Origin of the sequence: Brevibacillus sedimenti (assembly GCF_020923495.1) — a bacterium.
In the GTDB taxonomy this organism is placed as follows: domain Bacteria; phylum Bacillota; class Bacilli; order Brevibacillales; family Brevibacillaceae; genus Brevibacillus; species Brevibacillus aydinogluensis.
In genome coordinates, this window is sequence record NZ_CP064048.1 from 2,621,291 (window position 1) to 2,646,760 (window position 25,470).

Below are 25,470 nucleotides of genomic sequence, written 5' to 3' on the forward strand. Positions count from 1 at the left end.
GTGTCTCCCTCCGAAGATTAACTTGGCCGTTAATTACGAAGGGGATATATTCGCTATGGGTGGGTCATTTTCTTTCCGGCGAACCTGGGTCAATTATATCCCGGCGGTGACAGTTGAGTCAGAATCCACTAATACTGCAGCAATATCTCCTTCATGGATGCTTACAATTTCACTAAATGAATACCGTTTATTTTTTTCAATGAAAAAATAGAAAATCCCAGCGACAATCAGCGCCATAACAATTAATCCAATAGGGAAAAATAGCTTTCTTTTCAATTGCAATACGCCTCCTTCGCAAAACCCCCGCCAGAGGCATGGCGGGGATTTAATTCATACTGTAAACGAAGTCGACCAGACTGCGATGATTTTTTGGAAGCGGGTACTTTTCAAATAGATTGCTTACCTGTTTGGTAACCAGGTCATAATAAAACAGACCGTATGTGTTATTGAGATCCCTCCCTAAAATAAATATTCCTTCAGCATTATCCCTCGGATAAAAGGATTTCACTTCCTTAATACCCGGAACATCAAAATCTTCGACTTTTTGAGTGTCGAGATACAACATTCGTAACGTTCTGGGTTTGGATGCACCCATAAATGGATCCCAAGTCATTAAGATACGGTTTGCGTCAAGCTGCCTGGTCAGTCTGATTTCAAATTGATCCGTATGGTAGATCGGCTGATAATTTCCAAAATCCAAATCCATCAAATACAGAGTCTTGGGGCGAATATGTGTAACCTGTGTAACTCTCGGCGTTCTCAGATTATCAAAGTCTTCCCCTGGATTGCTGTCACTAAAATACACCTTATTGTCGTGAAGATCGGCAAAAGCCACCGGATAATCGGGGTCGATCGGAAACCTCGCGATTTCGGACATGGTTTGATCCCGAATGGAATACAGGTACAACACCAACGAAATCCCGTCATCATCATTTTGCCCGTTATTGTAAGCGGTGGCCGTAATATGTAAATATTCCGCCGGTTCCTTTTTGCTGGTATCTGGTTCCTTACTTGTGTCAACTTCGCGTGTATAAAAATGATGGACAGCCAGGAGGGCGAAAAGAACAGCAGCGATGACGCCGCCAAATGTGATCATTTTCTTTTTCATGGTCCCGAAATGCTCCTTAGCGGAATGGTTTCCCTTATCAGGGTAAGCAACTGGAATAGATTGTCAACACCAATTTTGGATATTTTATATTTTTTTACAATTGAGTCCAGTACGTCGAAAGGTGTTACACAATAACATCCGTTTGTCTGCAAACGGAAGGACGCACGTGCCAATTAGCTGGTAATATATTACAATTATAGTGTTGGCCATTTTCGCCGATATAAGAAAGGAAGCATAAAAAGGAGCGTGTTTTGAGAGTGAATGCCGAACCCTTTACACCCACGATTTATTTCGCCGCTTCATGGCGTGATGCGGCATCCATCCGCCGCGAATTGAACAAGCGGTCCATCCCGCGCATGATTACTTCACTGCCGACCGGGGAAGTCGCCTTTCTGTTCCCAGACCTGCCGGTACACCAGTACATACAGGTCCGGCAAATTTTTGGCATGCACGGAGTCCCGCTGTCCATTGTGGAGCCGACCCCGATCGTGCAGGAATAAGCCGCGTGAAGCGTCGGACGAACCAAACCGGGGACGGTTTTCTTGGAAAATGGGCCAAAGTTTTCATCGCTATCCATCCATTTGCTATCGATTCGTATGTACTCATTGATATATCCTGTAGACGAAGCACCCGTGTTTCTTGGGGGCCTGCGGCGGCTTACTACTGCAGATCGAGTCGCCGTTCTTTTTTTGCAAACGTTGAGCGGGCAGGACTTATGACCCGCATCGGCTTTATGCCAGTGAGCGCTCATTTTCCATATATTGATTGGAATAATATGCTGGTTGTAGATATACAGTTATCTATACTATGATATAGAAGACAACCTCATAACCTTGAGTTCTTCTCCCTGATCGACATGGTCAGGGACCTTTTTTATTTATTGGGTTTGCCCGGGAAATGTTGTTTAAATTTACATACTATACAGAATTATTTGGATATAATATAGAAAACGGACAAGGAGGAGGCGGTATCATGAACGACATGCAACGTGCGAGGCGTAACACGCTGGGGGATTTGCTGCGCCGCAGCCGGAAACGTTTTCCGCGTAAACTGGCGCTGCGTTTCCAAGAAGAGACACTCACCTACGAACAATTGGACAAGGTGGTGAATCAGGCGGCAAATGCGCTGCTGGCAGCTGGATTGCGCAAAGGGGAGCGGGCAGCAGTCCTGTCGCGCAACTCCATGGATTTTGCCATCCTCAACTTCGCCTTGGCCAAGGCGGGGGTGGTGATGGTGCCGATCAACTACATGTTGAATAGCGAAGACGTGTCGTATATTCTCGGCCATGCCGAAGTGAGCACCTGCTTTGCCGCTCCGGAATTTCGGACAGTGATGGACGAGGCGATCCGGTTGTCCGGCTGTTCGCCGAAGGTGTGTTGTCTCATCTCCAAACCGGCTGATCCGACCGGGCCATGGCTGTCGTTTCGCGAATGGATACGGGATTGCGCGACGATGGAGCCGGAAGTGGATTTGGCGGATGACGACGTTGTCCACATCCTCTACACCAGCGGCACGGAAGCAAAGCCAAAAGGGGTCATGCTCACCCATGCAAACGTGGTTGCCGAATACGTCAGCACGATCATTGACGGCGGAATGACGGCAGACGACATTGCCGTGCACGCGATGCCGCTGTTTCACTGTGCACAGCTGCACTGCTTTCTCGGCCCGTACGTGTACCTGGGGGCGAGCGGGATCATTCTGGAACAAGCCGTGCCGGACGTGATCCTGGAGACGGTGGAAAGGTTCCGGGCCACGCAGTTGTTCTGCCCGCCGACCGTCTGGATTGCGCTGCTGCGTTCCCCCTCGTTTGCCGAACGGGATCTTTCCTCCTTGAAAACATGCTATTACGGCGCGGCAATCATGCCGGTGGAAATTCTCAAGGAGCTGAACGCGCGGCTGCCCAACGCACGGTTTTACAACTTTTACGGACAGACGGAAGTGGCTCCCTTGGCAACCGTGCTAAAGCCGGAGGACCAACTGCTCAAGGCAGGTTCGGCCGGGAGACCGGCGCTCAACGTGGAGACGAAAATCGTTGACGACCACGGACGCGAAGTGCCTCCGGGAACGGTGGGGGAAATCGTGCATCGGACCAGCCATGCGATGCTCGGCTACTTCCGCGACGAGGAAAAAACGCGGGAAGCATTTCGTGATGGATGGTTTCACAGCGGCGACCTCGGCATCATGGACGAAGAGGGGTACATCACCATTGTGGACCGCAAAAAAGACATGATCAAAACCGGCGGGGAAAACGTCGCCAGCCGGGAAGTAGAGGAATTGATCTACCGCCATCCAAAAGTGTCAGAGGCAGCGGTGATCGGTGTTCCGCACCCCTATTGGATCGAAGCGGTCACGGCAGTGGTGGTGCCGAAAGCGGGCGAGACGCTGACCGCGGAGGAAATTTTGACGTTTTGCCGGGAACGGATGTCCTCGTTCAAGGCGCCCAAATACGCGGTTATTACCGACAGCCTGCCGCGCAATCCGAGCGGGAAAATTTTGAAACGGGAGCTGCGTCTCCGTTACAAGTCGCTGGCGGCAGATGACCATAATCAGGTTGTTTCGTAAGCGCACTAGCTGGGACAGCTGCACTTGCGCACCCCAACCCCCGGGCATGCCGATCCGGGGGTTAAAGGCGTGCGTGTTTTCCCGATCCCGACGGCTTGCCGTCGCCGCCGGGAGAGCATTTAAGCATGTAGGGCACTGTCTTTAACCTTTCAACCCTTCCAGCCACTCGGCGTAACAGGTGTCGCAGACGAGTTCTTCGCGTTCCTGCTTGCCCTGGAAGTACGTGATCAGATGAATGCTGTCTGTTTCATGCTCGCAGTGGCAGCATTTGTAGTTTCCCATGATCTTCCTCCCGTTATTCCGTGTTGCTGCGGACGCCGGCAGGAGTTGTCCGGCTCCCCGCTTATTGTGCCCCCAAACAAAAAAACAACTCCCTCGAAAGGGAGCTGGTGATGGTTGGCTGCCGTTACTTCACGTTGGCGACTGTCGGTTTGTCGGGGCGAATAACGTCAAATCGGTAGCCCTGCTGCTTCAAATATTGAATGACTGCCGGCAGCGATTGGGCCGTTGCCGCTTTTGTCGAGGCGTCATGCATCAGCACGACGATTTCCCGCTGGTGCTTTACCTGGCTTTTCACATTGGCCAGCGCGCTCTCCGGCGTGTAGTGATTGCTGCTGGCATCGCCGTTGGAGATGTTCCAGTCGATGAAGACATAGCCGCGTTTGGCCGCTTCCGCCTTGATGTCCTGCATGACCGTGTGGCTGTTGTTGTACACGTTTGGATTTTGGTACTTTTTGCTCACTGTGTTGGTGCTGCCGCCCGGGTAGCGGAACACGGTCGGCTTGACGCCCGTGGCCTTCTCGATCAGCTGGTTGCCTTTTTCCAGATCGGCAAAGAACGACGCGATGTCCTTGTAGATCAGACGGTAATCGTGCGAATAGGTGTGACCGCCGACCACGTGTCCTTCGGCGATGGCCCGTTTCAGTACAGCTTCACGGCCGGGAACATTTTTGCCAACTACGAAAAAGGTGGCTTTCACCTGATGCTGTTTCAGGATGTCCAGGATCTGGCTCGTAACCGGCGAGGGGCCATCGTCAAAGGTGAGATAGGCCACTTTGTCCTGCGGAGGTTTGCTCTCGGTCGGCTGTGTGCCCGGCACTGCTGTCGAAGGAGCGGGCGGGTTGGTCGTTGGCGTCTGTTTCCCAGTTTGTTCAGCACCGGCTGGAGCCGGTGTGACGGCTGCCGGTTTTTCTGTGGGCGGCACAGGTTTTTTCGACGGAGCCTGCGGCTGATTTACCGGAGCCTGCGGCTGATTCGCCGGAGCTTGCTGCCCTTGCGCCGGTTTGCTGACCGGGGGCTGCTGCGGCTGCGCGTCCGAAGCGGGCTTGCTGCGGATCGGTTCGGCCGGTTCGTACGGTTGATCGCCGTAGATGAGAAACGCTTTTCGCTGTTCGCGGAATGCCGCCAGTTTGTCAGCGTACGTGCTTTCGATCGCCTGCGGAGACAATCCCTGCGCCAGGTGCTGACTCACGCTGCTCGTCAGGCCGCTTTTCGGCACCAGATCATGATTCAACTGGCTGGCGTATGCAAGCGTGTAGATGCCTGTCTTCGCCGGATTGAACCGGTACGGGTCGATGATGTGCAGGCGCACCCCGCCGCGCGTTTCCTTGTCTTGCGGCAGGAACATCACCCCGGGAAGCAGGGCGCCGTTCAGCAGATCCGCATACGCATCGGAGTCAATGCCTTCTCCGCCGATCCAGGTAAAGTTGTCGGCTGGCGTGATTCCCGTTCCTTCGCCTTGGCCGGTTGCCATGTAGCCGAAAACGGCGGCCAGGTCGGGAGTCTCGGGGGAACTGGGAATCCAGGGCAGTCCGGTATCCTGGTACAGCATTTGACGGGTGTACCCCTGCATGGGAATGACGGTCAGATCGGCGTTGATGCTGCGGTTGAAAAACCGGGCCAATTCACCGATGGTCATGCCGTGCGCCAGCGGCAGGGGAGCGCCTTCGATGAACGAACGGTGCGGTGCCTCCAGCAGTGGACCGTCCACGATGGTGCCGCCGACCGGGTTTGGCCGGTCCAGCACGATGAGCGGTTTGCCAAATTGTTTGGCAGCAGTCATGCAGGCCGTAAGTGTAGAGATGTAGGGAGAGGTCGCGGAACCGATGTCCTGCAGGTCGACGACCAGCACGTCAATGTTGGACAGCATCTCCTTTGTGGGGATGGGGGTGGAGCCGTACAGGCTGTACACCGGAATACTGTAGACAGGGTGAAAGTACGTGCTGGTTTGTTGCCCCGCAGGCGTTTTTCCATCCAGTCCTTGTTCGGGGGCGTACAGCGCGGTCAGCGTGACGGTACGGTCGCGCCGCAGCATGTCGATCGTGCTGATTCCCTGGCTGTTGACACCGGTTTGATTGGTGACCAGGCCCACCTTTTTGCCTTGAATGACGTGGTGGAATTGATTAAAGAGCACGTCGCTTCCCAATTGAATGACAGCAGTGTTGGCGGAACTGCCGCCTGGAGGAATAATGGTGAGAATGAGTGCGAGGATGAGTAAAGGGAGCAGTTTTTTCATGATTTTCGGCCTCTTTCTTGATGAACTGACATTGTTGTACGTCTATTGTATCGGTATCTGCTAACGCAATGGTTGCAATCCAGTAACAATCCCGAATTTGAGGACAATTACGAAGAAAAAACGTGGAAATGCCTGCGGTTCTCTAGCCTGCTGAGTCACCTGCCGTCCGTACAGATGCTTTCATTTATTTTTGACGCCGCATTTATCGAAACGTTGCGGTCTTTTCCTGCAAAATTTTGCAAATGGACAGGCAGCCGTGTCGAAACGAGTCTAAGCGGAGCGGCAGGCGGCTGAAAGGCTTGGCTGCGTGTGCCCGGTTGTCCAGCAGCGGTGTGATAAAAAGGGAAGATAAGGAACGCTCCATCAGAGTAAGAACACCTCTCAGACCACACACTAGGGGTAAGGAGGTGTTTTTTGCGTGAAGCGAGTGGGAGTGCTGTGCGCGGCCCTATGGTTGGCCGTGGGAATCGCCGGCTGTACGCCAAACAAGCAGCAGGGGACGGAAGACTACACGGGCCAGCAGGCGCGTTTTGACCCGTACGGCATCAACCTGAAAAGTGACAACCTCGGACGGGACAAGGGGCCGGCAGCGATGATCTACCAAAAGAACATCCACCGCCGCGAGCCTCATCTGCTCGCCCTGCTGGAACGCCACGCAGAGCGAATTCCCGGCGTGCAGGACATCAAGGTGCTGGCGTTCAAGGACAATCTGCTGATTGGCGTGCTGACGGCCGATACGCCCAAGCCGGACCAGGTCAACCCGAATCCGACGATCCCCCATGAGCCTGGCTCGCCGAATCGGATCGATAACGGCCACACTGACCACATCCAGATGAAAGTGGTAAAAGCGATGCGCAGCAGGCTGCAGGCGGAGACCCGTTTCAACATTATGTACGTCTCCACCAACAAGGCCATCTACCAGCGAATAGCCGACCTGCACGAGCGGATTTTGCGCGGAGAAACGGTAAGGGATGAGGAGTTCCAGACACTGTTGAACGACATCGGTTATACGTCAATAGGGTTTGAACTCGTCCATTGACGATTCGGACCTCAGGGTAATCTGCTGACTGTGCACGGGGCGGTGCATGAACAGAGCGGTACCACGACGCAAATGCCGGGCGGTTGCCTGATCGTTGGGAGCAGTGCTCGCAGGCCGGGACGACGGAAAACAGCGAAAACAGGGAAGGACCGCCTGCCGGGCGGTCTGCTTTTTTGCAAGAGACTTGACGAAAAAGGAAAAAAGTCGTACACTCATTTTTGTACTGACCAGTCAGTTTAAAAACGCAAAGGAGGATGAGGAGGGATGGCCCGATCCAAAAAAGATCAGATTGCACAGGGAGCACTGAAGGCTTTTGCCCAGTACGGGTACAGCGACACCACGATGGACGCGATTGCCGAGGTGGCACAGGTGGCCAAAGGCACGCTGTACTACCACTTTTCCACCAAGGAGGAACTGTTTCTGTACGTGATTGAAAGAGGGGTGAAGATGCTGATCGATTCCGTGGACAGCGTGATGAATCGCGGCGATGTGCCGTTGGATCAGCGCATGATTGGCGTATTGGATGAGCATCTTCGCTTCTTTTCCGAACACCGGGAACTGTGTCTCCTCCTGCTGAGCTTTTTTACCGGCCACGAGCAGCGGGATCAGATGATCGGCAAACTGCTGGCCGGGTATTTCAGCACGATGGAAAGGTACTGGGCCGAACTGAAGCAGGCCGGACATGTTGCCGAGGAGGCGGACGTGTGGTCGCTGGTATCCGCCCTGTTCGGCATGGCCGGGATTACCGTGCTGCGCAGGCACTTTCGCAAGGAACGGGCGACGGCCGCGGATGAGCAGACGCTTCGGCTGCTTTTGTCCGGCGTGCTGCGCGTGCCTCAGCGCTGACGACATCACAGGTAACAGACATATCACAAGGAGAGGAGAACAACCATGAACAAACGAGCATGGATTGGGATGGCCGGTTTCTTGACTGGCATTGTCTTGCTGGGAACGTATTTGTTGGGACCGGGAGCGGTCAACGTGGCGGGACAGCGTGGAGCGCAGTTGACCGGTGTAGTCGAGGGGACCGAGGTGGATTTGTCGTTTAAGATGGGCGGCTCGATTGCTGAGATCGCCGTACAGGAAGGAGACGAGGTAAAAGCGGGGCAGTTGGTGGCCACGCTGAACAGCGATGAACTGCTGGCAAAACGGGAACAGGCGGAGGCCGCCTATCGTCTGGCGCTTGTCCGTCTGGAACAGGCGAAAAAAGGCGTGACCATCACTGACAGCACCATAAGCGCGCAGGTGGAACAGGCGAAAGCGGCAGTGGACGCGGCCAAAGCGCAGTACGAGGCCAGCAAGAACGGGGCGCGCTCCGAGGAAGTGGCCCAGTTAAAGGCGAAGCAGCAGGCGGCTCAGACAGCCAAGGAGATCGCAGCCACGCAGCTGGAGCGAATGAAAAAGCTGTTTGAAGAAGGAGCCGTTCCGCAGGCAAAAGTGGAAGAGGCGCAGATGCAGTACGAACAAGCGGAGGCCGAACTGAAAGCTGTAAACGAACAGCTCAAGATGGCCGAGACCGGAGCGCGCCAGGAGCAGCTGGAAGCGGCCAAGGCACAGTGGGAGCAGGCAAAAGCCGCATACGATCAAGCGGTGGCATCGCGCGGACAGGTGGGGGTAAAACAGCTCGACGTCAGATCGGCGGAAGCAGGCGTGCAGCAGGCCAAAGGGGCGCTCGACGAGATTAACGCGTACCTGAACAACACCAAGCTGACCGCGCCGGTGGATGGCATCGTCAAGTCAGTTGCCGTGCAAAAAGGGGAACTGGTGGCGCAGGGCTATACGGTTGTGACGCTGCAGGCAAAAACAGATAACTTTGTGAAGTTTTACGTGAACGAGTACGCTCTGTCCACGGTTAAGGCGGGCGACAAGGCGACCCTTTACGTGCCGGCGCTGAAACGCGACGTGGAGGCGACGATCGTCAGTGTGGCGCCTGCAGCTGATTTTGCCGTGAAGAAAGCAACCCAGGAGCTGGGCGACAGGGACATCCGTTCCTTCCAGGTGAAAATGACGGTGACCGATCCTGAATTGCGGCCGGGCTTGACGGTCGAATGGAACATCGAAGGGGCTGGTGGCGGTGAGTAATTTCTCCCGCCTGCTCCTTCAGGAGTGGCGCAACATCTATACAAACAAGACGATCCGTCTGGTGCTGTTCGTCGTACCACTTTTGTACATGACGCTGTTCGGGTTTTTGTACAGCCAAAAAAAGGTGATGGAGATTCCCACCGTGCTGGTTGATGCAGACCAGACAGAACTGAGCCGCGAGCTGTACCGCGCCTTTGAGGTGGACCAGACGTTCCGCATCACCCACTTCGTCGGCACGGAAGCAGAGGCGATGGACCTGATTGACCGGGGACAGGCGAACATGGCCGTGATCATTCCCGCTGATCTGGAGAAAAACGTTAAAGCGGGACGTGAGGCAGAGGTGCTGACTGTCATCGACGGCAGCAACATGCTGATTTCCAACACTGCGGTCCGGGCCGCCAACACCGTGATCAAGTCGGTCTCGGCCGGCGTCACGCTGAAGAAGCTGGAGGCCCAGGGCGGCTGGGGAGAAGAAGGAAAAAACCTGTTCACGGGGATCGACTACCGCTATCGCGTGTTGTACAATCCGACGTTCAGTTACCTGACGTTCATGGTCTTCGGTCTGGGCGGAACGGTGCTGCAGCAGGTGCTGTTTTTGGGCGTAGCCCTCTCCGTTGCCCAGCAAAAAGAAGCCGGGACATGGGCGTCGTCCCTGAGGGAAAATGGCTTCTGGACGATTGCCCTGAGCAAGATAGTGCCCTATATGCTGGTGGCCACCTTTAATCTGATGCTGGTATTTGCTTTATTGTTAAAGGGATTTGAGATCCCGTATTACGGCAGCATCGCCCATCTGTTGATCGTGGGCACCGTCTTTAACCTCGCTGTGGTGGTGATCGGATTTGCCATCTCGTTCTGGTCCAAAGACCAGCTGCAGGCCACTCAGATCGCCATGCTGATTGCAGTGCCGTCGTTCATGCTGTCGGGGTACACCTGGCCGCTGATGTCCATGCCGGCGGCCGTTGCGGCCATTGGCAAGTCGCTGCCGCTCACGTATTTTCTCAACGGCGTCCGGGAAATTTTAAACAAGGGACACGACCTGTCCTACCTGACACATGATCTGGCAGTCCTGGCGTTTATGACGCTGATCGGCCTGTTTGCGGCGTACATCGCCTACCAGTTCCAGACGCGGAAAGTGACGCTTCCCGAAGCGGAGTCGACTCGTGCGTAGCAGGATATGCTGAAAAGAAATTCTTGTGCTGTAAATAAGATATCCTTTATACTATTCAGAAAAAGGCAGATTTTCTACGCGAGGGGGGCACTATGTCAGCGACTCATCTGAAGCAATTGTGCGAGGACACGTACACGAAGTTGAAGAAGGTAAGCATGGAGCTGGAGCGCTTTCTCAACCAAGTCACACTGGCGGGCCTTGTGGCGCAATCCGGCGATCCGGAAGAGTACGAGGCTTACTACCGCGACTATCTCTCCGATTTGCGGCACCTTTTGGTTTACTGCGAAAATGCGTACGAGCGGCTGGGCGTGGCGCTTCGGAGAGCCAAGTTCAACGAGGAGTTTGCCGAAGAAGTGTTGTATCAGGTGTATCACTCCTGTGTGAACAACTTCTACTACCCCAAAGGGGAAGTGTACGACGAAGACGGGCGTTATTCGTACACCGGCCATGACGCCATTATCTTCCGCAAAGAGGTAACCCCTGAGCTCAAACAGCTGACCATATCCCTGTCCAAGGTGTTTGAGCAGCTGCGTGACGATCTGCAGTACTACGAAACGGACTATATTACAAAGAAACGGATGCAAAAAGCGTAAATCAAACACAGCCCTCCCGAGGCAGACAGGCACGGATCATCTCGTGCCGCTGCCGGGAGGGCTTTTAGCGTCAATTCTGCGCGATGCCTTACACCCCAACGGGCTGCCGGATGCGGCGAACCAGCGCTTCCGCCTCCTCCAGCATGGCGGCCCGTTCCGCTTCACTCACGTATGGAACGGCAGCAAAGTTGCGATAGGTCACGTCATAGCCGATCAGCTTCAGCGTCCCGTCCACAATCTGTTTGCGTACCACCTCGTCAAACCCGTCGGCGCGCATCTCCTGTTCCGACTCGCGGGTGGTGGTAAAGACGAGCGCCTGTTTTCCGTTCAGCATGCCGACCGGTCCGTCATCGCCGTAGCGGAACGCGAACCCGTCCGTAAAGACGCGGTCCAGGTACCCTTTCAGGATGGCGGGCGGTGACCACCACCAGACCGGGTAGATCATGACCAGCAGGTCGGCGTCGGTGATCAGTTGCTGTTCCTCTTCCACATCCGCCCGGGCCCGGCCTTGGCTGGCCAGGTGCATGTCCTCCGCGTCAAAGACCGGGTCAAACCCGATTTGGTACAGGTCGCGGACAACCGGACGAATGCCGGCTGCTTCACAAGCAGTGACGACGCGCTGCAAGATTTGATGGGCAAAACTTTTGGTTCCTTCGTGGGCAAACACGATGCACGCTTTCATCAAAACGCCTCCTGGTCGGAATCACTCATTTTTGCGGAATCACTCGTTGGAATCACTCGTTCTTACAGTCCAAAGCGAAGACGGAGCAAAAACTTGTTCAGCAGTTCGCCGAAGGTATCCGGCTCTTGCACCTGGCGTGTGGTTGCCGGCTGCACCTGCCTGAGCGCTGCATTCACGTCGATCATGCCAAACCCGTACAGCTTGTCCTTGCCGGGAGGGCCCAAATCGACCGCGGTCTCGCGAATAATCTGCATGACCTCTTTGTTTGTCAGGTGAGGACTGACGGAGCGGATGAGCGAAGCCAGCGCCGCTACGTGCGGACACGCCATGGAAGTGCCGGACAAGGCGGCGTAGTCGTTGTGAATGTAAGTGCTGGGGATGTCAACGCCGGGTGCGGTCACATCCACATGGTCCCCGTAGTTGGAAAAATCGGCCCGCTGTTTGTTATGGTCGACAGCCGCCACGGACAAGACTTCCTCGTAGGCAGCCGGATAGCTGGGCTGGTTGGTCGCGTCGTTGCCGGATGCGGCTACAAGCACCACGTTGCGGTCATACGCGTAACGGCACGCTTCTTTCAAGGCGGCCGAGGAGGTGTAGTTGCCCACGCTCAGATTGATCACGTCGGCGCCGTGGTCGGTCGCCCAGTAGATCGCTTGGGCGATGTCAAACGCGGATCCGGCCCCGTCCGCACCGATCGCCTTGATCGGCATCAGCTTGCTGTTCCAGGTCATGCCGGCGATACCGTCGGCGTTGTTGGTTTTGGCGGCAATCACTCCGGCGACGTGGGTGCCGTGACCGTTGTCGTCCTGGGGGACGTTGTTGTCTTCCAGCACGTTGTAGCCTTGCACCAGTTTGCCGGCAAATTCCGGATGGCGCAAATCAATGCCCGTGTCGATGACCGCCACCACGACGTCGTTGGAGCCCTGGCTGATGTCCCAGCTTTGTTCCATGCCGATCAGGGGGAGGTTCCATTGATACTCACGGTAATAGGGGTCGTTGGGCCGACGGTTCGGCAGCAGCAGGTAGTTGGGTTCCGCGTAGACGGAATCGGGATGCTCGGCCAGCTTTTTCATCAGCTGTTGGGTGGTCAAACTGCGCGACTTGATAATCATCGCCTGCCCAAAATCCCGCTTGATCCTGCCGTCGACCGAATCCAGCAGCTTTTGGAGGGCCGCTTGGTCAGGGCGGGGAGAAAAGCGGACGACGACCTCATGCTCTACATAGTGGCTGCGGTCGCGCGTATTGTGGTGCAGGGTTTTGATATGGGCGCTTTTTTCCAACCCGCGCCGCGTGTCTTTAACCTGTTCAATGTAGTTGATCCGCGGAATATGTGCCGATAGCGAAGTTACCTGGGGGTGAGGTTCGCGCATTTCCTGCTGCTGATGCCAGCGAAGCGGGATCACGGCCAGCCCGACCAGAGCAATCGCTGCGATAATCGGGGGTAAGACTCGCAAAAAAACTCACTCCCTCCATGCTGTATAGACATAGCGTGCGCACGGAGGGAGTGATTATGACGGAAAAAGCTGACATGCTTCCCTGGATGGTGGATGTAACGAGGAGGGTATCGGTTAAATCAGGCCGAGCTGCCGCAGTCCGTAGTGGATGCCCGCATCGTTAACGTGGCGGGTCACCATGTTTGCCAGCGGCTTCACCTGCTCGTGGGCGTTGCCCATCGCCACACCCATGCCGACGTAGGCGAGCATTTCCCTGTCGTTCAGGCCGTCGCCGAACGCCACCGCATCTTCCGGCTTGAGTCCGTAATGACGCAGCACCGCTTCAATGCCGCGCGCTTTGGAGCCGTTAGGAGGAAGCACGTCCAGGACGACGCGGTGCCAGCGGACGAACGACACGTCGTCACGAAAGCGGGTGAAGTAATTGTGTTCCTCCTGTTCGCCGCAGTAGAGGAACGCCTGGTAGATCGAAGCCTCTTCCCAGTAGCGCTGCCGACATACGGGCGGCGCCAGGCGCAGGGAGTGAAACGACTCGATTACGTGCGGATGGTCGGCGGTGTTGGCATAACAGGTATCGGCACTGAGGAATACCATCGGGTGGCCGTTGGCGTGGGCTGTCGCTTCCAGGTCGGCCAGCGTTTTCCTGGACAGCGGCGTCTCGCGGATCAGCCGGCCTTCTGCAACCACGTACGAGCCGTTGAACCCGACATAGGTATCGATCCCCAGTTCCTGTGCAACCGGCAGCAGGTGGAACGGCGCGCGGCCTGTGGCAATCGCGACCAAAACGCCGTTATCCTGCAGCTGCCTGACAGCCCTCCGCGTCTCCTCGGGGATGGTGTGATCCGTATTCAAGAGCGTCCCGTCGATGTCAAAAAACACGATTTTGTATGACATGTTTCTCTCCTCTCTACAAAACAGGAAAAGGGAGTGCCTGCAAAGACATCCCTTTTTTTCTCTTTTTTTCATTTAGAATACAGCCGTTTCCGTCTCGCTGTCAAACACATGGCACTTGGACAAATCCATGCCCAGTTTGACGGACATCCGCGGCTTGATGCCTTCGCGGGCGTCGACGCGAGCTACAAGCTGTGTGCCGCCGACATTGGAAAAGTAGACGTACAGTTCGGAGCCCATGTTCTCGACGACGTCCACCTCTGCCGTGACGTTGCTGTCAAACGGATTGGCTTCGATAAACTGGTTGTCGCTGTAAATGTCTTCCGGGCGAATGCCAAACGTGACCTGCTTGTCGGCATATCCTTTCTCCCGCAGCACCTTCGCCTTGTCTTCCGGAAAGCGAATCCGCAGGTTGGCAGCTTCAAAGAACAGCTTTCCGTCCGTTTCGACGATGCGCCCCTTGATGAAGTTCATCGCCGGGGACCCGATAAAGCTGGCCACGAACTGGTTGACCGGGTGGTTGTAAATGTCGGTCGGGGTGGCCACCTGCTGGATGACGCCGTCTTTCATTACGACGATGCGGTCGCCCATGGTCATCGCTTCGGTCTGGTCGTGGGTCACGTAAATCACGGTGGTGTTGAGCCGCTGGTGCAATTTCAGGATTTCCGTGCGCATCTGGACGCGCAGTTTGGCATCCAGGTTGGACAGCGGTTCGTCCATGAGGAATACCTGCGGTTCGCGGACGATGGCTCGTCCCAGGGCGACGCGCTGCCGCTGGCCGCCGGAGAGCGCCTTTGGTTTGCGGTCGAGCAGATGGGCAATGTCGAGAATGCGCGCTGCTTCCTGGATGCGTTTGTCAATCTCCGCTTTGGAAAACTTGCGCAGCTTGAGGCCAAACGCCATGTTTTCGTAGACGTTCATGTGCGGGTAGAGGGCGTAGCTTTGAAACACCATGGCGATGTCGCGGTCCTTGGGGGCCACGTCATTGACCCGCCGGTCCCCGATGTACAAGTCGCCTTCGGAGATTTCCTCCAGTCCGGCAATCATGCGCAGCGTGGTCGATTTCCCGCATCCGGACGGACCGACCAGTACGAGAAACTCACGGTCTTTGATCTCCAGATGAAAATCGTGTACCGCGGTGACATTATTGCTGTACCGTTTGTACACGTGATGGAGCGTCACTTTTGCCAACTCCGGCACCTCCGTCTTCCCGAAAGTTGCAATGCTGTCGTTCCTCTTCGCTGTAGCCCATATGTTACCAGCAGGGGATGGGCAGCGCTACGGTCAAATTGTACGAATTGTTTGGTCAATTTTGCCGAAACAGGAGAAACAACTGCAGAAGCACGGCATCGGGAAACTGCCGGGGGTCCAGACCGGTCTCTTCCGTCAGCTTGTCCAGCCGGTAGATCAGGGTATTGCGGTGCAGATACAACTGCCGGGCGGCTTCGCTCACATTCAGCTGCCGGGCAAACAAGGTCTCCAGGGTCTGGATCTGTTCGTGGCTCAGCTTCGGTGCCGGCATTATATGCAAGAGTGTATCGCCCAGCAGAGAGGCGATGTCGGAAGGCAGGGAAGCGGCCCACTGTTCCAGCGGGTACTGCCGTCTGTCCGCTACCATGACTTTCGGCCGGTATTTTTGCAGGGCGCGGGAGAGGCGGAGGCAGTCGGTCAGCGCCTGGTCCAGGAGGACAGGTGTCTCCACGGCCGGTCCGAGAATGACGCGCACGTTTTCCATCAACTCGGTGGAGATGAGGTCGTGCAGGCCATAGGCCCACTCCAGCCAGTTTTCCGCATCGCCGCCATCCAGGGCGGAGACGGGAACGGCCAGGAGCAGGTGTGAAGGAGGCAGCGGAAACAGCGAGACGAGGGCCCCTTTGAAAAAATCGTGCAGGAGCGGCTGCAGTATGGCCAGTTCAAACAGTCCCTCGCTTCGGGTGGATTCCAACAGGAAGCAGACCCGCTTCTCCCGCCACGCCCAGTGCTGTTCCAGTCCGTCGGGCGGAGAAGCGGGAAGGCCCGCCGCCACTTCCGTCAACCAGGCGGTGACCTGTTCCTGGGCGGGGCCGGCCTGTTCCGGCTTGGTCAACAGCAGCATCAGCAGCGAACGTGCGGCATCGGGCCACTGTGCCGGCCGTATGGCTACCATCAACGCCCGGCCGGCGAAAGACCCGCTTTGGACGATTTCCCAGCCGGACTGCTCCTGTGCGGCACGGACGGCCTCGATCTCTTCCTGTGCCACGTTCAGATACGCGATCGGCAGGCCTGTCGCCTGCCGAATTCGTTCCACATCCCGTTTCCATGCGTCCATCTTCGGCACCCCGTTTCACTGCGAGATGCCATCATTATACATTACTCCAGGGCCAGTGTGCGGCCGGCTTCAGTCGCAACCTTGCCCGGATTGGTTGCGGCGTGTGGTTTTGCAGCGGAGCCTTTCATTTGAGCGGCAGCAGCCGTCTCCGCAGTCGGAAGAGCAGACGGCGCGCCGGCAGGAACCAGCGTGTGCAGCGTGATCTCCGGACGGGAGCGGAGGCGAATGTTCAGCCCCGTCTGCCCCAATCCCTCGCTGATGTAAAAGGGGCGTCCGTCGTAGTGATGCAGTCCTTTTACCATGTTCAGCTTGGGCAGTTGGCCCATCGTGACGAGGTGAAACGGCTTTGGCCAGTGGATCTGTCCGCCGTGAAAGTGGCCGGACAGCAGATAATCATACGAATAGTCCCGCATCTCCAGGACGAGGTTGGGATCGTGCGTCAGTACGAGGCGCACGCCATCTGTCGGCACATGCCGAAATGATGCAGCCAGATCACTGTGGCCGGTGGAGTAGTTGTCCACGCCGATCACGTGCAGTGGCATTCCGTCGTGGATGAGTGTCACGTGCTGGTTCACCAGCACCCGACAGCCGATCCGCTCCAGCTCTGCTTTCAGCTGCCCAAGCTTCGGGGGCGCCAGCACATAGTCGTGATTGCCGAAGACGACAAAGGTGCCAAGACGCGGGTTCAATTTCATCACGGTTTCCACGTAGGCTACAGCTTTGGGAATATTTTTATGGCGGTCCAACAGGTCGCCGGTAATCGCAATCAAATCAATGTGCTGTCCGGAAAAGTCCCGGACGATCCGCTCTGCGGGGATGGAAAAATTCTCCATATGAAGGTCGGACAGATGCAGCACGGTGAGCGGCTTAAAGCTGCCGGACTCGCCGCGGCACTCCGACGGCTGGACGGCCACGTTGACGCGGCGGATGTTCAGATCAAACGTATTGCGGTAGGCGCGCGCAAGTAAAACGGCAAAAAGCGACACAATCAATAACCAAAACATCTGCTGTCACCTCCGCTTTCTAGCAAACTACCTGATCATTATACAAGATTTCTGGCGTTTTCTGATAAGTAGGTTTCTGGGAGGAGGAATTTGTCAAGAAGTGCAGAAATATTATGAAAAAGCTGAATGAAGCAGTGATCCTTCAGTCACACAAGGAGAGTGAGAGAGTATGAAAGTCGACCTGATTCCGCCCGCGGAAGGACAGTACAACCTGAAGAACTACGACGAGGCTTACGCCAATTTTAACTGGGCCGACGTGGAAAAGCAGTTTTCCTGGTATGAAACAGGAAAAGTCAACATCGCGTATGAGGCGATTGACCGCCACCTGCAGACGGAACGAAGAGACAAGATCGCCCTGCTGTACAGCGACGCGACCAGGGATGAGCGCTACACGTTTGCACAGTTGAGCGAATTATCCAACAAGTTCGGCAATGTGCTGCGCAGCCTGGGCATCGTCAAAGGAGATCGCGTTTTCGTGTTCATGCCTCGTTCGCCGGAGCTGTATGTAAGCGTTTTAGGGGCATTGAAAATCGGAGCGATCGTGGGACCGCTGTTTGAGGCGTTCATGGAAGCCGCTGTCCGCGACCGGCTGGAGGACAGCGAAGCGGTGGCCATTGTCACCACGCCTGCGCTGCTGCCGCGCATTCCGGTTAAGGATCTGCCTGCGCTGAAGCACATCATCCTGGTCGGGGCTACAAACGAATTGCAGAAAGGTCAAATCAGCTATGAAGAAGCGATGGCATCCGCATCCTCCGAACTGGAGATCGAATGGGTGGATCGCGAAGACGGCATGCTCCTGCACTACACCTCCGGCTCCACCGGCAAGCCGAAAGGGGTGCTGCACGTACACAACGCGATGATTCAGCACTACCAGACCGGCAAATGGGTCCTCGATCTCCAGGAGGACGACATCTACTGGTGCACCGCTGACCCGGGCTGGGTAACCGGTACGTCCTACGGGATTTTTGCCCCCTGGCTGAACGGCGCCACCAACGTGGTGCGCGGCGGACGGTTTAAGCCGGAGGAGTGGTACGACACGATTCAAAAGTACAAGGTGACTGTTTGGTACAGTGCCCCGACTTCTTTCCGCATGCTGATGGGGGCCGGCGACGAAATCGTGAAGCGCTACGACCTGTCGTCACTGCGCCACGTCCTCAGCGTCGGTGAACCGCTCAACCCGGAAGTGGTTTATTGGGGCATGCGGGCCTTCAACCAGCGCATTCACGATACCTGGTGGATGACGGAGACAGGGGGACAGCTCATCTGCAACTACAAGTGCATGGCGATCAAGCCCGGCTCGATGGGCAAACCGTTCCCCGGCATCTACGCAGCCATCCTGGACGATCAGGGAAATGAACTGCCGCCCAACCGGATGGGCAATCTGGCGATTCGTACCGGCTGGCCGTCAATGATGCGCAAAATCTGGCGAAATCCGGCGAAGTACGAGGAGTACTTCCGCTTCCCGGGCTGGTACGTGTCCGGCGATTCGGCCTACAAGGACGAAGACGGCTACTTCTGGTTCCAGGGCCGCATTGACGACGTGATCAACACCTCCGGCGAGCGCGTCGGTCCGTTTGAAGTGGAAAGCAAGCTGATGGAACATCCGGCAGTGGCAGAAGCGGGCGTCATCGGAAAACCGGATCCGGTGCGCGGGGAAATCATCAAGGCGTTTATCTCCCTGCGTGCGGGCTACGAACCAAGCGAAGAGTTGATGGAAGACATCCGCAAATTCGTCAAGGAAGGCTTCGCCGCCCATGCCGCGCCGCGCGAAATCGAATTCCGCGACAAGCTGCCGAAGACGCGTTCCGGCAAGATCATGCGCCGCGTGCTCAAAGCGTGGGAACTGGGCCTGCCGACCGGCGACCTGTCCACGATGGAAGACTGATCCTGGCAAAAAATCTCCTGCGTTAAAAAGCGCAGGAGATTTCAGGCTTGTAGACAAAGTGGTCGCTGTGAGGAGAACACGTTTCCGTCATCCGCTCCGTGCTTTACCCACCGAACACAAGCTAACGCTCGCGTTCGGCGGGGCCCGTGCTCGCCCAGCAGGGAAGCACGAACTGCACGCTCCTCATCGATTTGCGGGGGATCGCCAAAGCTGCATGGCTACACAGCCTATTCAGAGATGGCGCTCCTTTTTCCCGCAAATCGCTGCTCCGCTCGGTAGGGCTCACAAGTCGCTCTGCCTGGAAACGTTCTTCTCCTTCGTAAATCGGTTTGTCTTCAGTCTAAAATCTCCTGTGCAGAAAGCGCAGGAGATTTTTGTTTTACGAATGGGGACGGTCGTGCTCATGGCTGCACTTCGCCGGTTCCCTGTGTTCGCAGGCCAGTTCGGCATGCCGCACTGTATCGTCTTCAATCTGAATGGTCACATGGGAGATGCCAAACTCATCGTGCAACAACCGGATCGCTTCGTTTAGGATCGGATAACTGGGCCGGTCATCCTCCACGGTGAGATGGCAGGTGAGCGAATCAAATCCTGACGTGACGGTCCAGACGTGCAGGTCGTGCACACCCTTTACCCCGTCGAGCTGCAGCAGGCGTTCGCTGACGCGGGTCACGTCAATGTGGGCCGGCGATCCTTCCATCAGGATGTTGACCGATTCCTTGGTCACGCGCCACGAACTGAACAGGATCAGGATGGCGACGACGATGCTGATCAGCGGGTCGGCGATGTACCAGCCGAACCAGAGCATCAGGAGACCGCCGATGATGGCCCCGACGGAGCCTAGCAGGTCGCCCAGCACGTGCAGTAAGGCACTGCGCACGTTTACGTTTTCCCGATAGTCGCCGCGCATCAGCACGTACGCGGCAGCGATATTGGCGACAAGCCCCAGCGAGGCGATCAGGATCATGGTGCTGCTCGCCACTTCGGGAGGGGTACGCAGCCGCTCGTACGCCTCCCAGAGGATTGCCAGCGAGATCACGGCCAGTGTGACACCGTTAGTCAAGGCAGCCAGAATTTCCAGGCGGCGCAGCCCAAACGTTTTCTGGGTGGAAGGAGGACGGGCCGCCACATGCAGCGCGATCAGACTCAAGAGCAGGGCAGAGGCGTCGCTGACCATGTGGCCGGCATCAGACAAGAGTGCTAGACTGTTGGTCAGGATGCCGCCGACGATTTCCACGACGAGAAAGGCGGTGATAATCAAAAACGCGATCAGCAGGGCGCGCTTGCTGGCCCCTTTGCCGTGATGGTGATGATGACCGTGTCCGTGGTCGTGGGCATGGCCGTGATGGTGATGCAGACCCATGCGGATTCCCCCTTACGTCACAGGATGTCGGCCCGATGTGTGCAGGATGTGCCTGAGCAGGTAACGCGCATCCTCGCCAACCCCGCCCAAGAGAGCGGAAGAACGGCGATATTGCCATGGCAGGCCGAGAAAGTAGAGGCCGGCGGTTGGCGTGACGCCTCGCCGGTGAATCGGACGGCCGTTTGCGTCCAATACGCCCGGGACATGAAGCCAGTCATACGTGCAGCGAAACCCGGTTGCCCAAATGATATTAACAGCTTCCGCCTGACTGCCGTCTGAAAAGGTTGCGGTATTGCCTGACAGGCGGATGGTCCGCCCCGTTACGCGCAGCCGTCCCTGCTGCTTTAGATATTGAAACTGGCGCTTGCAGCCAATGATCGGATCGGGCTGCCTGCTCAGCCATTGGCCCGGCAGGGTGGTGACGGGAATGGAGAGTAGTCCGGACAGCTTGAAGTACCAAAAGATAGGTTTTCCCAAAAGGCGCTGGGGAAGAAACGAACGCTGTCGCCCGATGGAGAGAACAACCGGTCTGGAAGCGGCAAGTTCCACGGCGATCTGGACCCCTGAATTGCCGTCTCCGACCACCAGGACTGGGCCGGGGCGGAGCTGGTGTTCGTTTTTGTACGCATCCGTATGTAATTGGACGACATCAGGGGCAGCATCGCGATGGATCTCAGGGATCCACGGCGACTGAAACGGTCCCGTAGCGATCACGACCTGCCGGGCGAACCACTGCTCCTGTCCGCTGGTGACGAGAAATCCATCGCCGTACTTCTCAACCGACGAGACGGGCGTTTTTGTCCGGATTGGCAGGGAGAAGTGGGCGGCATACCGTTCCAGATAGTCGGCCACGTCGTTTTTCCCAGGCAGTCCGTCACGATCGCCGGGGAAGGGCAGGCCGGGCAGGTCGCTTAAAGAGCGCGGGGTGAACAGCACCAGCGTGTCGTACCGCTGCCTCCAGCGATCGCCCACCCGCTCGCACTGGTCGACGATCAGGAAACGGAGCCGCGCTTGCCGCAGGTAGTAGCCCATGGCCAACCCCGCTTGACCGGCACCAATTACCAGCACATCATACGCGTTCATGCAATGTTTCCCCTTTTCCACAAGTGATGGCAAGAAAATGATAACACATTAACATATGAACATTCAATCATATATTTATGTAATTTGACTGCATCTTCTGCCACTTCCGGGCGGCTGCACACAGAGCCATGCCGCAACATCGGCAAGCAAAGAAGCATGTTTCCGCGTTTCGGCGGAGCCATGCTTCTCGAAAGAGGTTGTTAATTCTAAATAGTCAGAACAAAATGTCTCCTAGACGTCCTGTTGTATCTCGGATCAGCCGACTTGTATCTCAGATCAGCCGGCGGCAACCGATTGGGCGGCAGGCCTGGTGTAGACCCGATGGGGCTGGAGATCGCCCGGATGTCTGACATACAGCGGTCCCCATGCTGGATTGGCATCGTGCATGCCTTTCAGCACGGTGATCATGCGTTGGAAAATCTCCTGGATATTGGCGCCCTGTTCCAAAGCACCGGTGACAGCAGCTGCCACCACGTGGGCGGCGTACAATCCCGACATGTAGCATTCGTTCAGATCGCCGGAGGAGGTGAGATGGGAGCGAATGCTGGCAGCAATCTGCTCGTCTCGGTCGTGCCAGTTCTGGATCTGGGCAAGTGCGTGGTCCTCCAGGCTCTTCAACGGCGACTCCGCGATGACGGAAGCTACTGCGGCGGCGGAACGCTTTGCCGTATCAGCGTCGATGGTTGTACGGCCCAATACGATCGTGCCGAGATCTTTGTCCGTTTCCGCCATGAGGGCATCTGCCCAGATCGACGCACCGTCAAAACGGAGCAGCCGGACCGTCTCGGCGGCCAAGTATCCGCGCAGGATGTCGGCGGGGTGAGGATCGTAGTCGGGACCCGTATTGCGCAGCTTCGGTGTGCCTCCCCAAGCGCCGTTCAAGGCGCGGAAGTAACCGATCAAGCCAATGCCCGCGGCTGGCCCCATGTTGAGCACGCCCAACACGTCGGAGGCGGTTTCATCGATGCGGAGCGCCCAGTACTCGGCCAAGCTGCGGCTGAACTTTTGCCCGATCAGCTCCTGGCGGACAACCTGTGACAGCTCCTGCAGCAACCCCGTATCGGCGTGCAGTATGTCGTGTCCGGCCGTTTCGTGGGCGAGCGCGGACCAGGCGAGCAGTCCCTGCTTGGCATGGGAAGGGGGAAGGTTTACAATGCCTGTCTCCAGTCCAAAATGGGCTGCGGCGTCAATTGGCCACGTGTACGGTCCGTATTGGGGCCGTCCCCATTTGACCAGCGGAGCGATTACGCTGCGGTCCGGCGGTTTGATTCCGGCCCGGTCACCCGCACTGAGAAAACCGTCGTACAAGTCGCTGACCACTTCCTGGAAGGCATCTGTTGCGGTTTGTTCGTATCCTTCCCCGTTTTGCAGGATTGCCTGGACGATGTCCATGAGCAGACCGGCTTCCCGTTCCCGGTTTGGGTCACGTTTGAGCAGCTCGGCAAATCCGGACTCGGAGAGCTCGTCCAGTGTGCGCGCGATTGGCTGAAACACTTTCTCCCGATAGAGCGGCGGCAGTTTGTCCCGTGCGGCCTCCAGGCGAATCAACAGTTGCCGGTAATCCGTCGGGTCGGCCGGTCCCGGGTTTGTATCCAATGCGGCCGTTTTTGCCTCTTCAATACACGCCTGCAGGTTGGAAAAATCAGGTTGTTTCATCCGTAGCGCCTCCCATCATCAAGAGATTTTCTCCGGACAAGCGGCAACGTCAACCGATGTGAAAACGGACCGAGAACGGGGAGATCACCTCCTATTCAGGTGTGGGCGAAACGGTTCGGTGAGGATGAGTGATGGATAGGATGCAGCGATAGGGAGAGGAAGCGATTCCGGAGCCGGGCAGCGGAGGAGAAACGAGCTGGCTCGGGAATCATGCCGGAATGGCTGCAGCGAACAGGAGCAACTTTGCGGGCGGCGCTCCACGCCTGAGAAAATGAGGTGTCGCACGCGATCGCCACCGAGCGCCAAATCATGTGATGACGTCCGCGTCATTCGTCAGCTGCACGCGGGGCCCCCACTATCCGGCGGCTATCCTTATCCCGCATGCGACGAGCGTAGATGACTTGAGCCATTCCCTGGTGCTCACGCGATCACCTCTTGCAGCTATTATAAAACGGAATGGTTGGAAAAAAAAGTGTTGCTGTAAAATTCCGCCAATTTCCGTGTGTGATGAGGAGTCTAATAGGGCTGTCCCTTAGAAAAGCGCTGGGGACAGGCGATTGTGCTGCCTGTCCCCGTCATTGTTTCAGCAGATGATGGCGGACTGCATAGGCGGCCAGCTGTACCCGATTGGCCAACTGCAGTTTTTCCAAGATGTTTTTGATGTGATTTTTCACCGTGTTTTCCGCGATCACCAGTGCGTCGCTGATCTCCCGGTTGGTTTTGCCTGCACCGACGTACTTGACAATCTCCCGTTCGCGCGGGGTGAGCACGTCCGGCGTCGGTTCGTCCAGTCGTTGCTCCTGGCGGAAGTGGTGAAACAGCCGCGTTGCCATTTCGCGGGAGACGTCGCTGTCTTCGCCCAGGAGGGCATGCAGATAGGTGATCCAGTCGTCCGGCTCCAGGTTTTTCAAAAGGTACCCTTGGGCACCGAACTGGATGGCGGTGATCAGGTCGCCGACATCGTCGGATACGCTGAGGATCACCACCTTGATGTGCGGGTAGGCTTTTTTCACCACTCGCGTGGCTTCGAGGCCGCTCCACCCGGGCATGTTGATGTCCATCAGCACCAGATCGGGCTGTAGTTGTCCGCAGAGGGTGTATGCTTCCTCTCCGTTGGTCGCCTCGCCAACCACCTCAAAGGACGGATCTTGTTCCAACAGGCTGCGAATGGCCATCCGCGCCATGGGGTGGTCGTCGGCTATCAACACGCGGTATGCGCTCATCTCCCGATTCCTCCGTTTCCGGCCGTCAGCTGTATGTGCGTGCCGCCTTCCGCGCGCTGGCGGATGACGATGGCAGCGCCCAACTGCCTGGCTCGCTCGGCCATCATCGCCAAGCCGTATTTTTTCGCTTCGCCGTCAACCGACGGGATTCCGATGCCGTCATCCTCGATCACAAGCTGCCAGTTTCCAGGTTCGGTGCCGACCAGCTTCAGCCACGTGTGGCGGGCATTGGCGTGTTTGCGGATATTGGCAAACGCCTCCTGGATGACGCCGAACAACTGTACTTCTTCGGCTGGTGAAAAAATGCCATCCACAAGCTGCACCTCCTGCGTCACATCCACTCCCGACAGCGCGCTCCACTGGGAGAGCCACTTTTCCACACGTTGCGTGAGGCTGCTGCCTTCTTCCGGCAGGGAGCGCAGGTTGAAAATCGCCTGCCGTACGTGATTGTCAATGGCCGAAACAGCGACGCGCGCATCCTCGAGCTGTCCCTGTTTCAGTTTGACGTTGAGGAAAAAGAGTGACTGGGCGATGCCGTCGTGCAGTTCCCGCGCCAGCCGTTCCCGCTCCTCGTACACAGCGCGGCGCGCCTGTTCTTCCACCAGTTTGGCATTCATCCGCTCAATCTTGCGGAACATCCAGGTGGCAAACAAAAACGACAGCAACAGGGTCAGGATCGTGATATAGACATTGCCCGCTTCCATCGAGAGGTAATCGAGCAGAAAATCGTGCCGGACAAATTCAAAGCCGCCGATGATGAATGGCGGCAAGAGAACGGTCAGCCAGTAAAGGCTGCGGTACGTCATGCCACCTCTCCCTTCCAATTGCCTGATCCTTGAGATCTCGTAATCTAGTAT

At 56.7% G+C, this 25,470-nt stretch carries 23 protein-coding genes; 8 read left to right on the plus strand and 15 right to left on the minus strand.

Features of this window, described 5'->3' with window-relative positions:
- Nucleotides 1-93: 93 nt before the first annotated feature.
- Nucleotides 94-276: a hypothetical protein gene (locus IRT44_RS12840; protein WP_230076770.1), complete on the minus strand. Its 183-nt coding sequence runs from the start codon at nt 274-276 to the stop codon at nt 94-96.
- A 49-nt stretch (nt 277-325) separates the two neighbouring features.
- Nucleotides 326-1,108: a hypothetical protein gene (locus tag IRT44_RS12845; RefSeq protein WP_230076771.1), complete on the minus strand. Its 783-nt coding sequence runs from the start codon at nt 1,106-1,108 to the stop codon at nt 326-328.
- Nucleotides 1,109-1,365: 257 nt separating this feature from the next.
- Here IRT44_RS12845 and IRT44_RS12850 point away from each other — a divergent pair, with 257 nt between their 5' ends.
- On the plus strand, nt 1,366-1,608 hold the full coding sequence (locus IRT44_RS12850; RefSeq protein ID WP_171566458.1) for a hypothetical protein: 243 nt from the start codon (nt 1,366-1,368) through the stop codon (nt 1,606-1,608).
- 472 nt (nt 1,609-2,080) lie between these two features.
- Nucleotides 2,081-3,670, plus strand: a complete 1,590-nt coding sequence (locus IRT44_RS12855) for an acyl-CoA synthetase (protein ID WP_230076772.1) — start codon at nt 2,081-2,083, stop codon at nt 3,668-3,670.
- 141 nt (nt 3,671-3,811) lie between these two features.
- Here IRT44_RS12855 and IRT44_RS12860 read toward each other — a convergent pair whose 3' ends face one another.
- Together IRT44_RS12860 and IRT44_RS12865 are read right to left on the minus strand one after the other, a co-directional pair.
- On the minus strand, nt 3,812-3,952 hold the full coding sequence (locus IRT44_RS12860; RefSeq protein WP_171566460.1) for a hypothetical protein: 141 nt from the start codon (nt 3,950-3,952) through the stop codon (nt 3,812-3,814).
- A gap of 124 nt (nt 3,953-4,076) precedes the next feature.
- Entirely contained in the window at nt 4,077-6,185 is a 2,109-nt protein-coding gene (locus tag IRT44_RS12865) for an exo-beta-N-acetylmuramidase NamZ domain-containing protein (protein ID WP_230076773.1), read from the minus strand.
- A 418-nt stretch (nt 6,186-6,603) separates the two neighbouring features.
- Here IRT44_RS12865 and IRT44_RS12870 point away from each other — a divergent pair, with 418 nt between their 5' ends.
- From IRT44_RS12870 to IRT44_RS12890, 5 genes are all read left to right on the plus strand, one after another.
- Nucleotides 6,604-7,224 (plus strand): YhcN/YlaJ family sporulation lipoprotein, encoded by a 621-nt coding sequence (locus tag IRT44_RS12870; RefSeq protein ID WP_212132769.1) that lies wholly within the window; start codon nt 6,604-6,606, stop codon nt 7,222-7,224.
- Between the two features lie 264 nt (nt 7,225-7,488).
- On the plus strand, nt 7,489-8,070 hold the full coding sequence (locus tag IRT44_RS12875; protein WP_171566463.1) for a TetR/AcrR family transcriptional regulator: 582 nt from the start codon (nt 7,489-7,491) through the stop codon (nt 8,068-8,070).
- A gap of 45 nt (nt 8,071-8,115) precedes the next feature.
- Nucleotides 8,116-9,306, plus strand: coding sequence for an HlyD family secretion protein (locus IRT44_RS12880; RefSeq protein ID WP_171566464.1), 1,191 nt, complete (start codon nt 8,116-8,118; stop codon nt 9,304-9,306).
- A complete protein-coding gene (locus IRT44_RS12885; protein ID WP_171566465.1) occupies nt 9,299-10,474 on the plus strand; it encodes an ABC transporter permease in 1,176 nt (391 codons plus the stop codon). The genes IRT44_RS12880 and IRT44_RS12885 overlap by 8 nt, the downstream gene beginning before the upstream one ends.
- Before the next feature lie 92 nt (nt 10,475-10,566).
- Nucleotides 10,567-11,067 (plus strand): DUF3907 family protein, encoded by a 501-nt coding sequence (locus IRT44_RS12890; protein ID WP_035298197.1) that lies wholly within the window; start codon nt 10,567-10,569, stop codon nt 11,065-11,067.
- Nucleotides 11,068-11,155: 88 nt separating this feature from the next.
- Here the strand turns inward: IRT44_RS12890 and IRT44_RS12895 are convergent, their stop codons facing one another.
- The 6 genes from IRT44_RS12895 to IRT44_RS12920 form a co-directional block, all read right to left on the minus strand.
- On the minus strand, nt 11,156-11,749 hold the full coding sequence (locus IRT44_RS12895; RefSeq protein WP_230076774.1) for an NAD(P)H-dependent oxidoreductase: 594 nt from the start codon (nt 11,747-11,749) through the stop codon (nt 11,156-11,158).
- 62 nt (nt 11,750-11,811) lie between these two features.
- Nucleotides 11,812-13,203, minus strand: a complete 1,392-nt coding sequence (locus tag IRT44_RS12900; protein ID WP_230076775.1) for a S8 family peptidase — start codon at nt 13,201-13,203, stop codon at nt 11,812-11,814.
- A 114-nt stretch (nt 13,204-13,317) separates the two neighbouring features.
- Nucleotides 13,318-14,094 (minus strand): Cof-type HAD-IIB family hydrolase, encoded by a 777-nt coding sequence (locus IRT44_RS12905; protein WP_230076776.1) that lies wholly within the window; start codon nt 14,092-14,094, stop codon nt 13,318-13,320.
- Between the two features lie 72 nt (nt 14,095-14,166).
- Entirely contained in the window at nt 14,167-15,282 is a 1,116-nt protein-coding gene (locus IRT44_RS12910) for an ABC transporter ATP-binding protein (RefSeq protein WP_171566469.1), read from the minus strand.
- A gap of 115 nt (nt 15,283-15,397) precedes the next feature.
- Entirely contained in the window at nt 15,398-16,399 is a 1,002-nt protein-coding gene (locus tag IRT44_RS12915) for a PucR family transcriptional regulator (protein ID WP_230076777.1), read from the minus strand.
- Nucleotides 16,400-16,440: 41 nt separating this feature from the next.
- Nucleotides 16,441-17,403: a metallophosphoesterase gene (locus tag IRT44_RS12920; RefSeq protein ID WP_230076778.1), complete on the minus strand. Its 963-nt coding sequence runs from the start codon at nt 17,401-17,403 to the stop codon at nt 16,441-16,443.
- 169 nt (nt 17,404-17,572) lie between these two features.
- Between IRT44_RS12920 and acsA the strand changes: the two genes are divergently transcribed.
- Complete coding sequence (gene acsA, locus IRT44_RS12925; protein WP_230076779.1) at nt 17,573-19,288, plus strand: acetate--CoA ligase; 1,716 nt, start codon at nt 17,573-17,575, stop codon at nt 19,286-19,288.
- A gap of 379 nt (nt 19,289-19,667) precedes the next feature.
- On the opposite strand, the gene IRT44_RS12930 is transcribed toward acsA, so the two are convergent.
- From IRT44_RS12930 to IRT44_RS12950, 5 genes are all read right to left on the minus strand, one after another.
- A complete protein-coding gene (locus IRT44_RS12930) occupies nt 19,668-20,651 on the minus strand; it encodes a cation diffusion facilitator family transporter (protein ID WP_230076780.1) in 984 nt (327 codons plus the stop codon).
- Between the two features lie 12 nt (nt 20,652-20,663).
- The gene (locus tag IRT44_RS12935) at nt 20,664-21,734 is read right to left on the minus strand and encodes a flavin-containing monooxygenase (RefSeq protein WP_230076781.1); all 1,071 of its coding nucleotides are present in this window, start codon (nt 21,732-21,734) and stop codon (nt 20,664-20,666) included.
- A gap of 276 nt (nt 21,735-22,010) precedes the next feature.
- Entirely contained in the window at nt 22,011-23,390 is a 1,380-nt protein-coding gene (locus IRT44_RS12940; RefSeq protein ID WP_230076782.1) for a hypothetical protein, read from the minus strand.
- A 575-nt stretch (nt 23,391-23,965) separates the two neighbouring features.
- Nucleotides 23,966-24,613, minus strand: a complete 648-nt coding sequence (locus IRT44_RS12945) for a response regulator (protein ID WP_171566476.1) — start codon at nt 24,611-24,613, stop codon at nt 23,966-23,968.
- Complete coding sequence (locus IRT44_RS12950) at nt 24,610-25,419, minus strand: sensor histidine kinase (protein ID WP_171566477.1); 810 nt, start codon at nt 25,417-25,419, stop codon at nt 24,610-24,612. Before IRT44_RS12950 ends, IRT44_RS12945 begins: the two co-directional genes overlap by 4 nt.
- Nucleotides 25,420-25,470 lie beyond the last annotated feature (51 nt).

Coding starts and splice junctions, on each gene's coding strand:
- IRT44_RS12845 (WP_230076771.1), bottom strand. CDS start 1,108: ATGAAAAAGAAAATGATCACATTTGGCGGCGTCATCGCTGCTGTTCTT.
- IRT44_RS12855 (WP_230076772.1), top strand. CDS start 2,081: ATGAACGACATGCAACGTGCGAGGCGTAACACGCTGGGGGATTTGCTG.
- IRT44_RS12860 (WP_171566460.1), bottom strand. CDS start 3,952: ATGGGAAACTACAAATGCTGCCACTGCGAGCATGAAACAGACAGCATT.
- IRT44_RS12865 (WP_230076773.1), bottom strand. CDS start 6,185: ATGAAAAAACTGCTCCCTTTACTCATCCTCGCACTCATTCTCACCATT.
- IRT44_RS12875 (WP_171566463.1), top strand. CDS start 7,489: ATGGCCCGATCCAAAAAAGATCAGATTGCACAGGGAGCACTGAAGGCT.
- IRT44_RS12880 (WP_171566464.1), top strand. CDS start 8,116: ATGAACAAACGAGCATGGATTGGGATGGCCGGTTTCTTGACTGGCATT.
- IRT44_RS12890 (WP_035298197.1), top strand. CDS start 10,567: ATGTCAGCGACTCATCTGAAGCAATTGTGCGAGGACACGTACACGAAG.
- IRT44_RS12895 (WP_230076774.1), bottom strand. CDS start 11,749: ATGAAAGCGTGCATCGTGTTTGCCCACGAAGGAACCAAAAGTTTTGCC.
- IRT44_RS12905 (WP_230076776.1), bottom strand. CDS start 14,094: ATGTCATACAAAATCGTGTTTTTTGACATCGACGGGACGCTCTTGAAT.
- IRT44_RS12915 (WP_230076777.1), bottom strand. CDS start 16,399: ATGGACGCATGGAAACGGGATGTGGAACGAATTCGGCAGGCGACAGGC.
- IRT44_RS12920 (WP_230076778.1), bottom strand. CDS start 17,403: ATGTTTTGGTTATTGATTGTGTCGCTTTTTGCCGTTTTACTTGCGCGC.
- acsA (WP_230076779.1), top strand. CDS start 17,573: ATGAAAGTCGACCTGATTCCGCCCGCGGAAGGACAGTACAACCTGAAG.
- IRT44_RS12930 (WP_230076780.1), bottom strand. CDS start 20,651: ATGGGTCTGCATCACCATCACGGCCATGCCCACGACCACGGACACGGT.
- IRT44_RS12935 (WP_230076781.1), bottom strand. CDS start 21,734: ATGAACGCGTATGATGTGCTGGTAATTGGTGCCGGTCAAGCGGGGTTG.
- IRT44_RS12940 (WP_230076782.1), bottom strand. CDS start 23,390: ATGAAACAACCTGATTTTTCCAACCTGCAGGCGTGTATTGAAGAGGCA.
- IRT44_RS12945 (WP_171566476.1), bottom strand. CDS start 24,613: ATGAGCGCATACCGCGTGTTGATAGCCGACGACCACCCCATGGCGCGG.
- IRT44_RS12950 (WP_171566477.1), bottom strand. CDS start 25,419: ATGACGTACCGCAGCCTTTACTGGCTGACCGTTCTCTTGCCGCCATTC.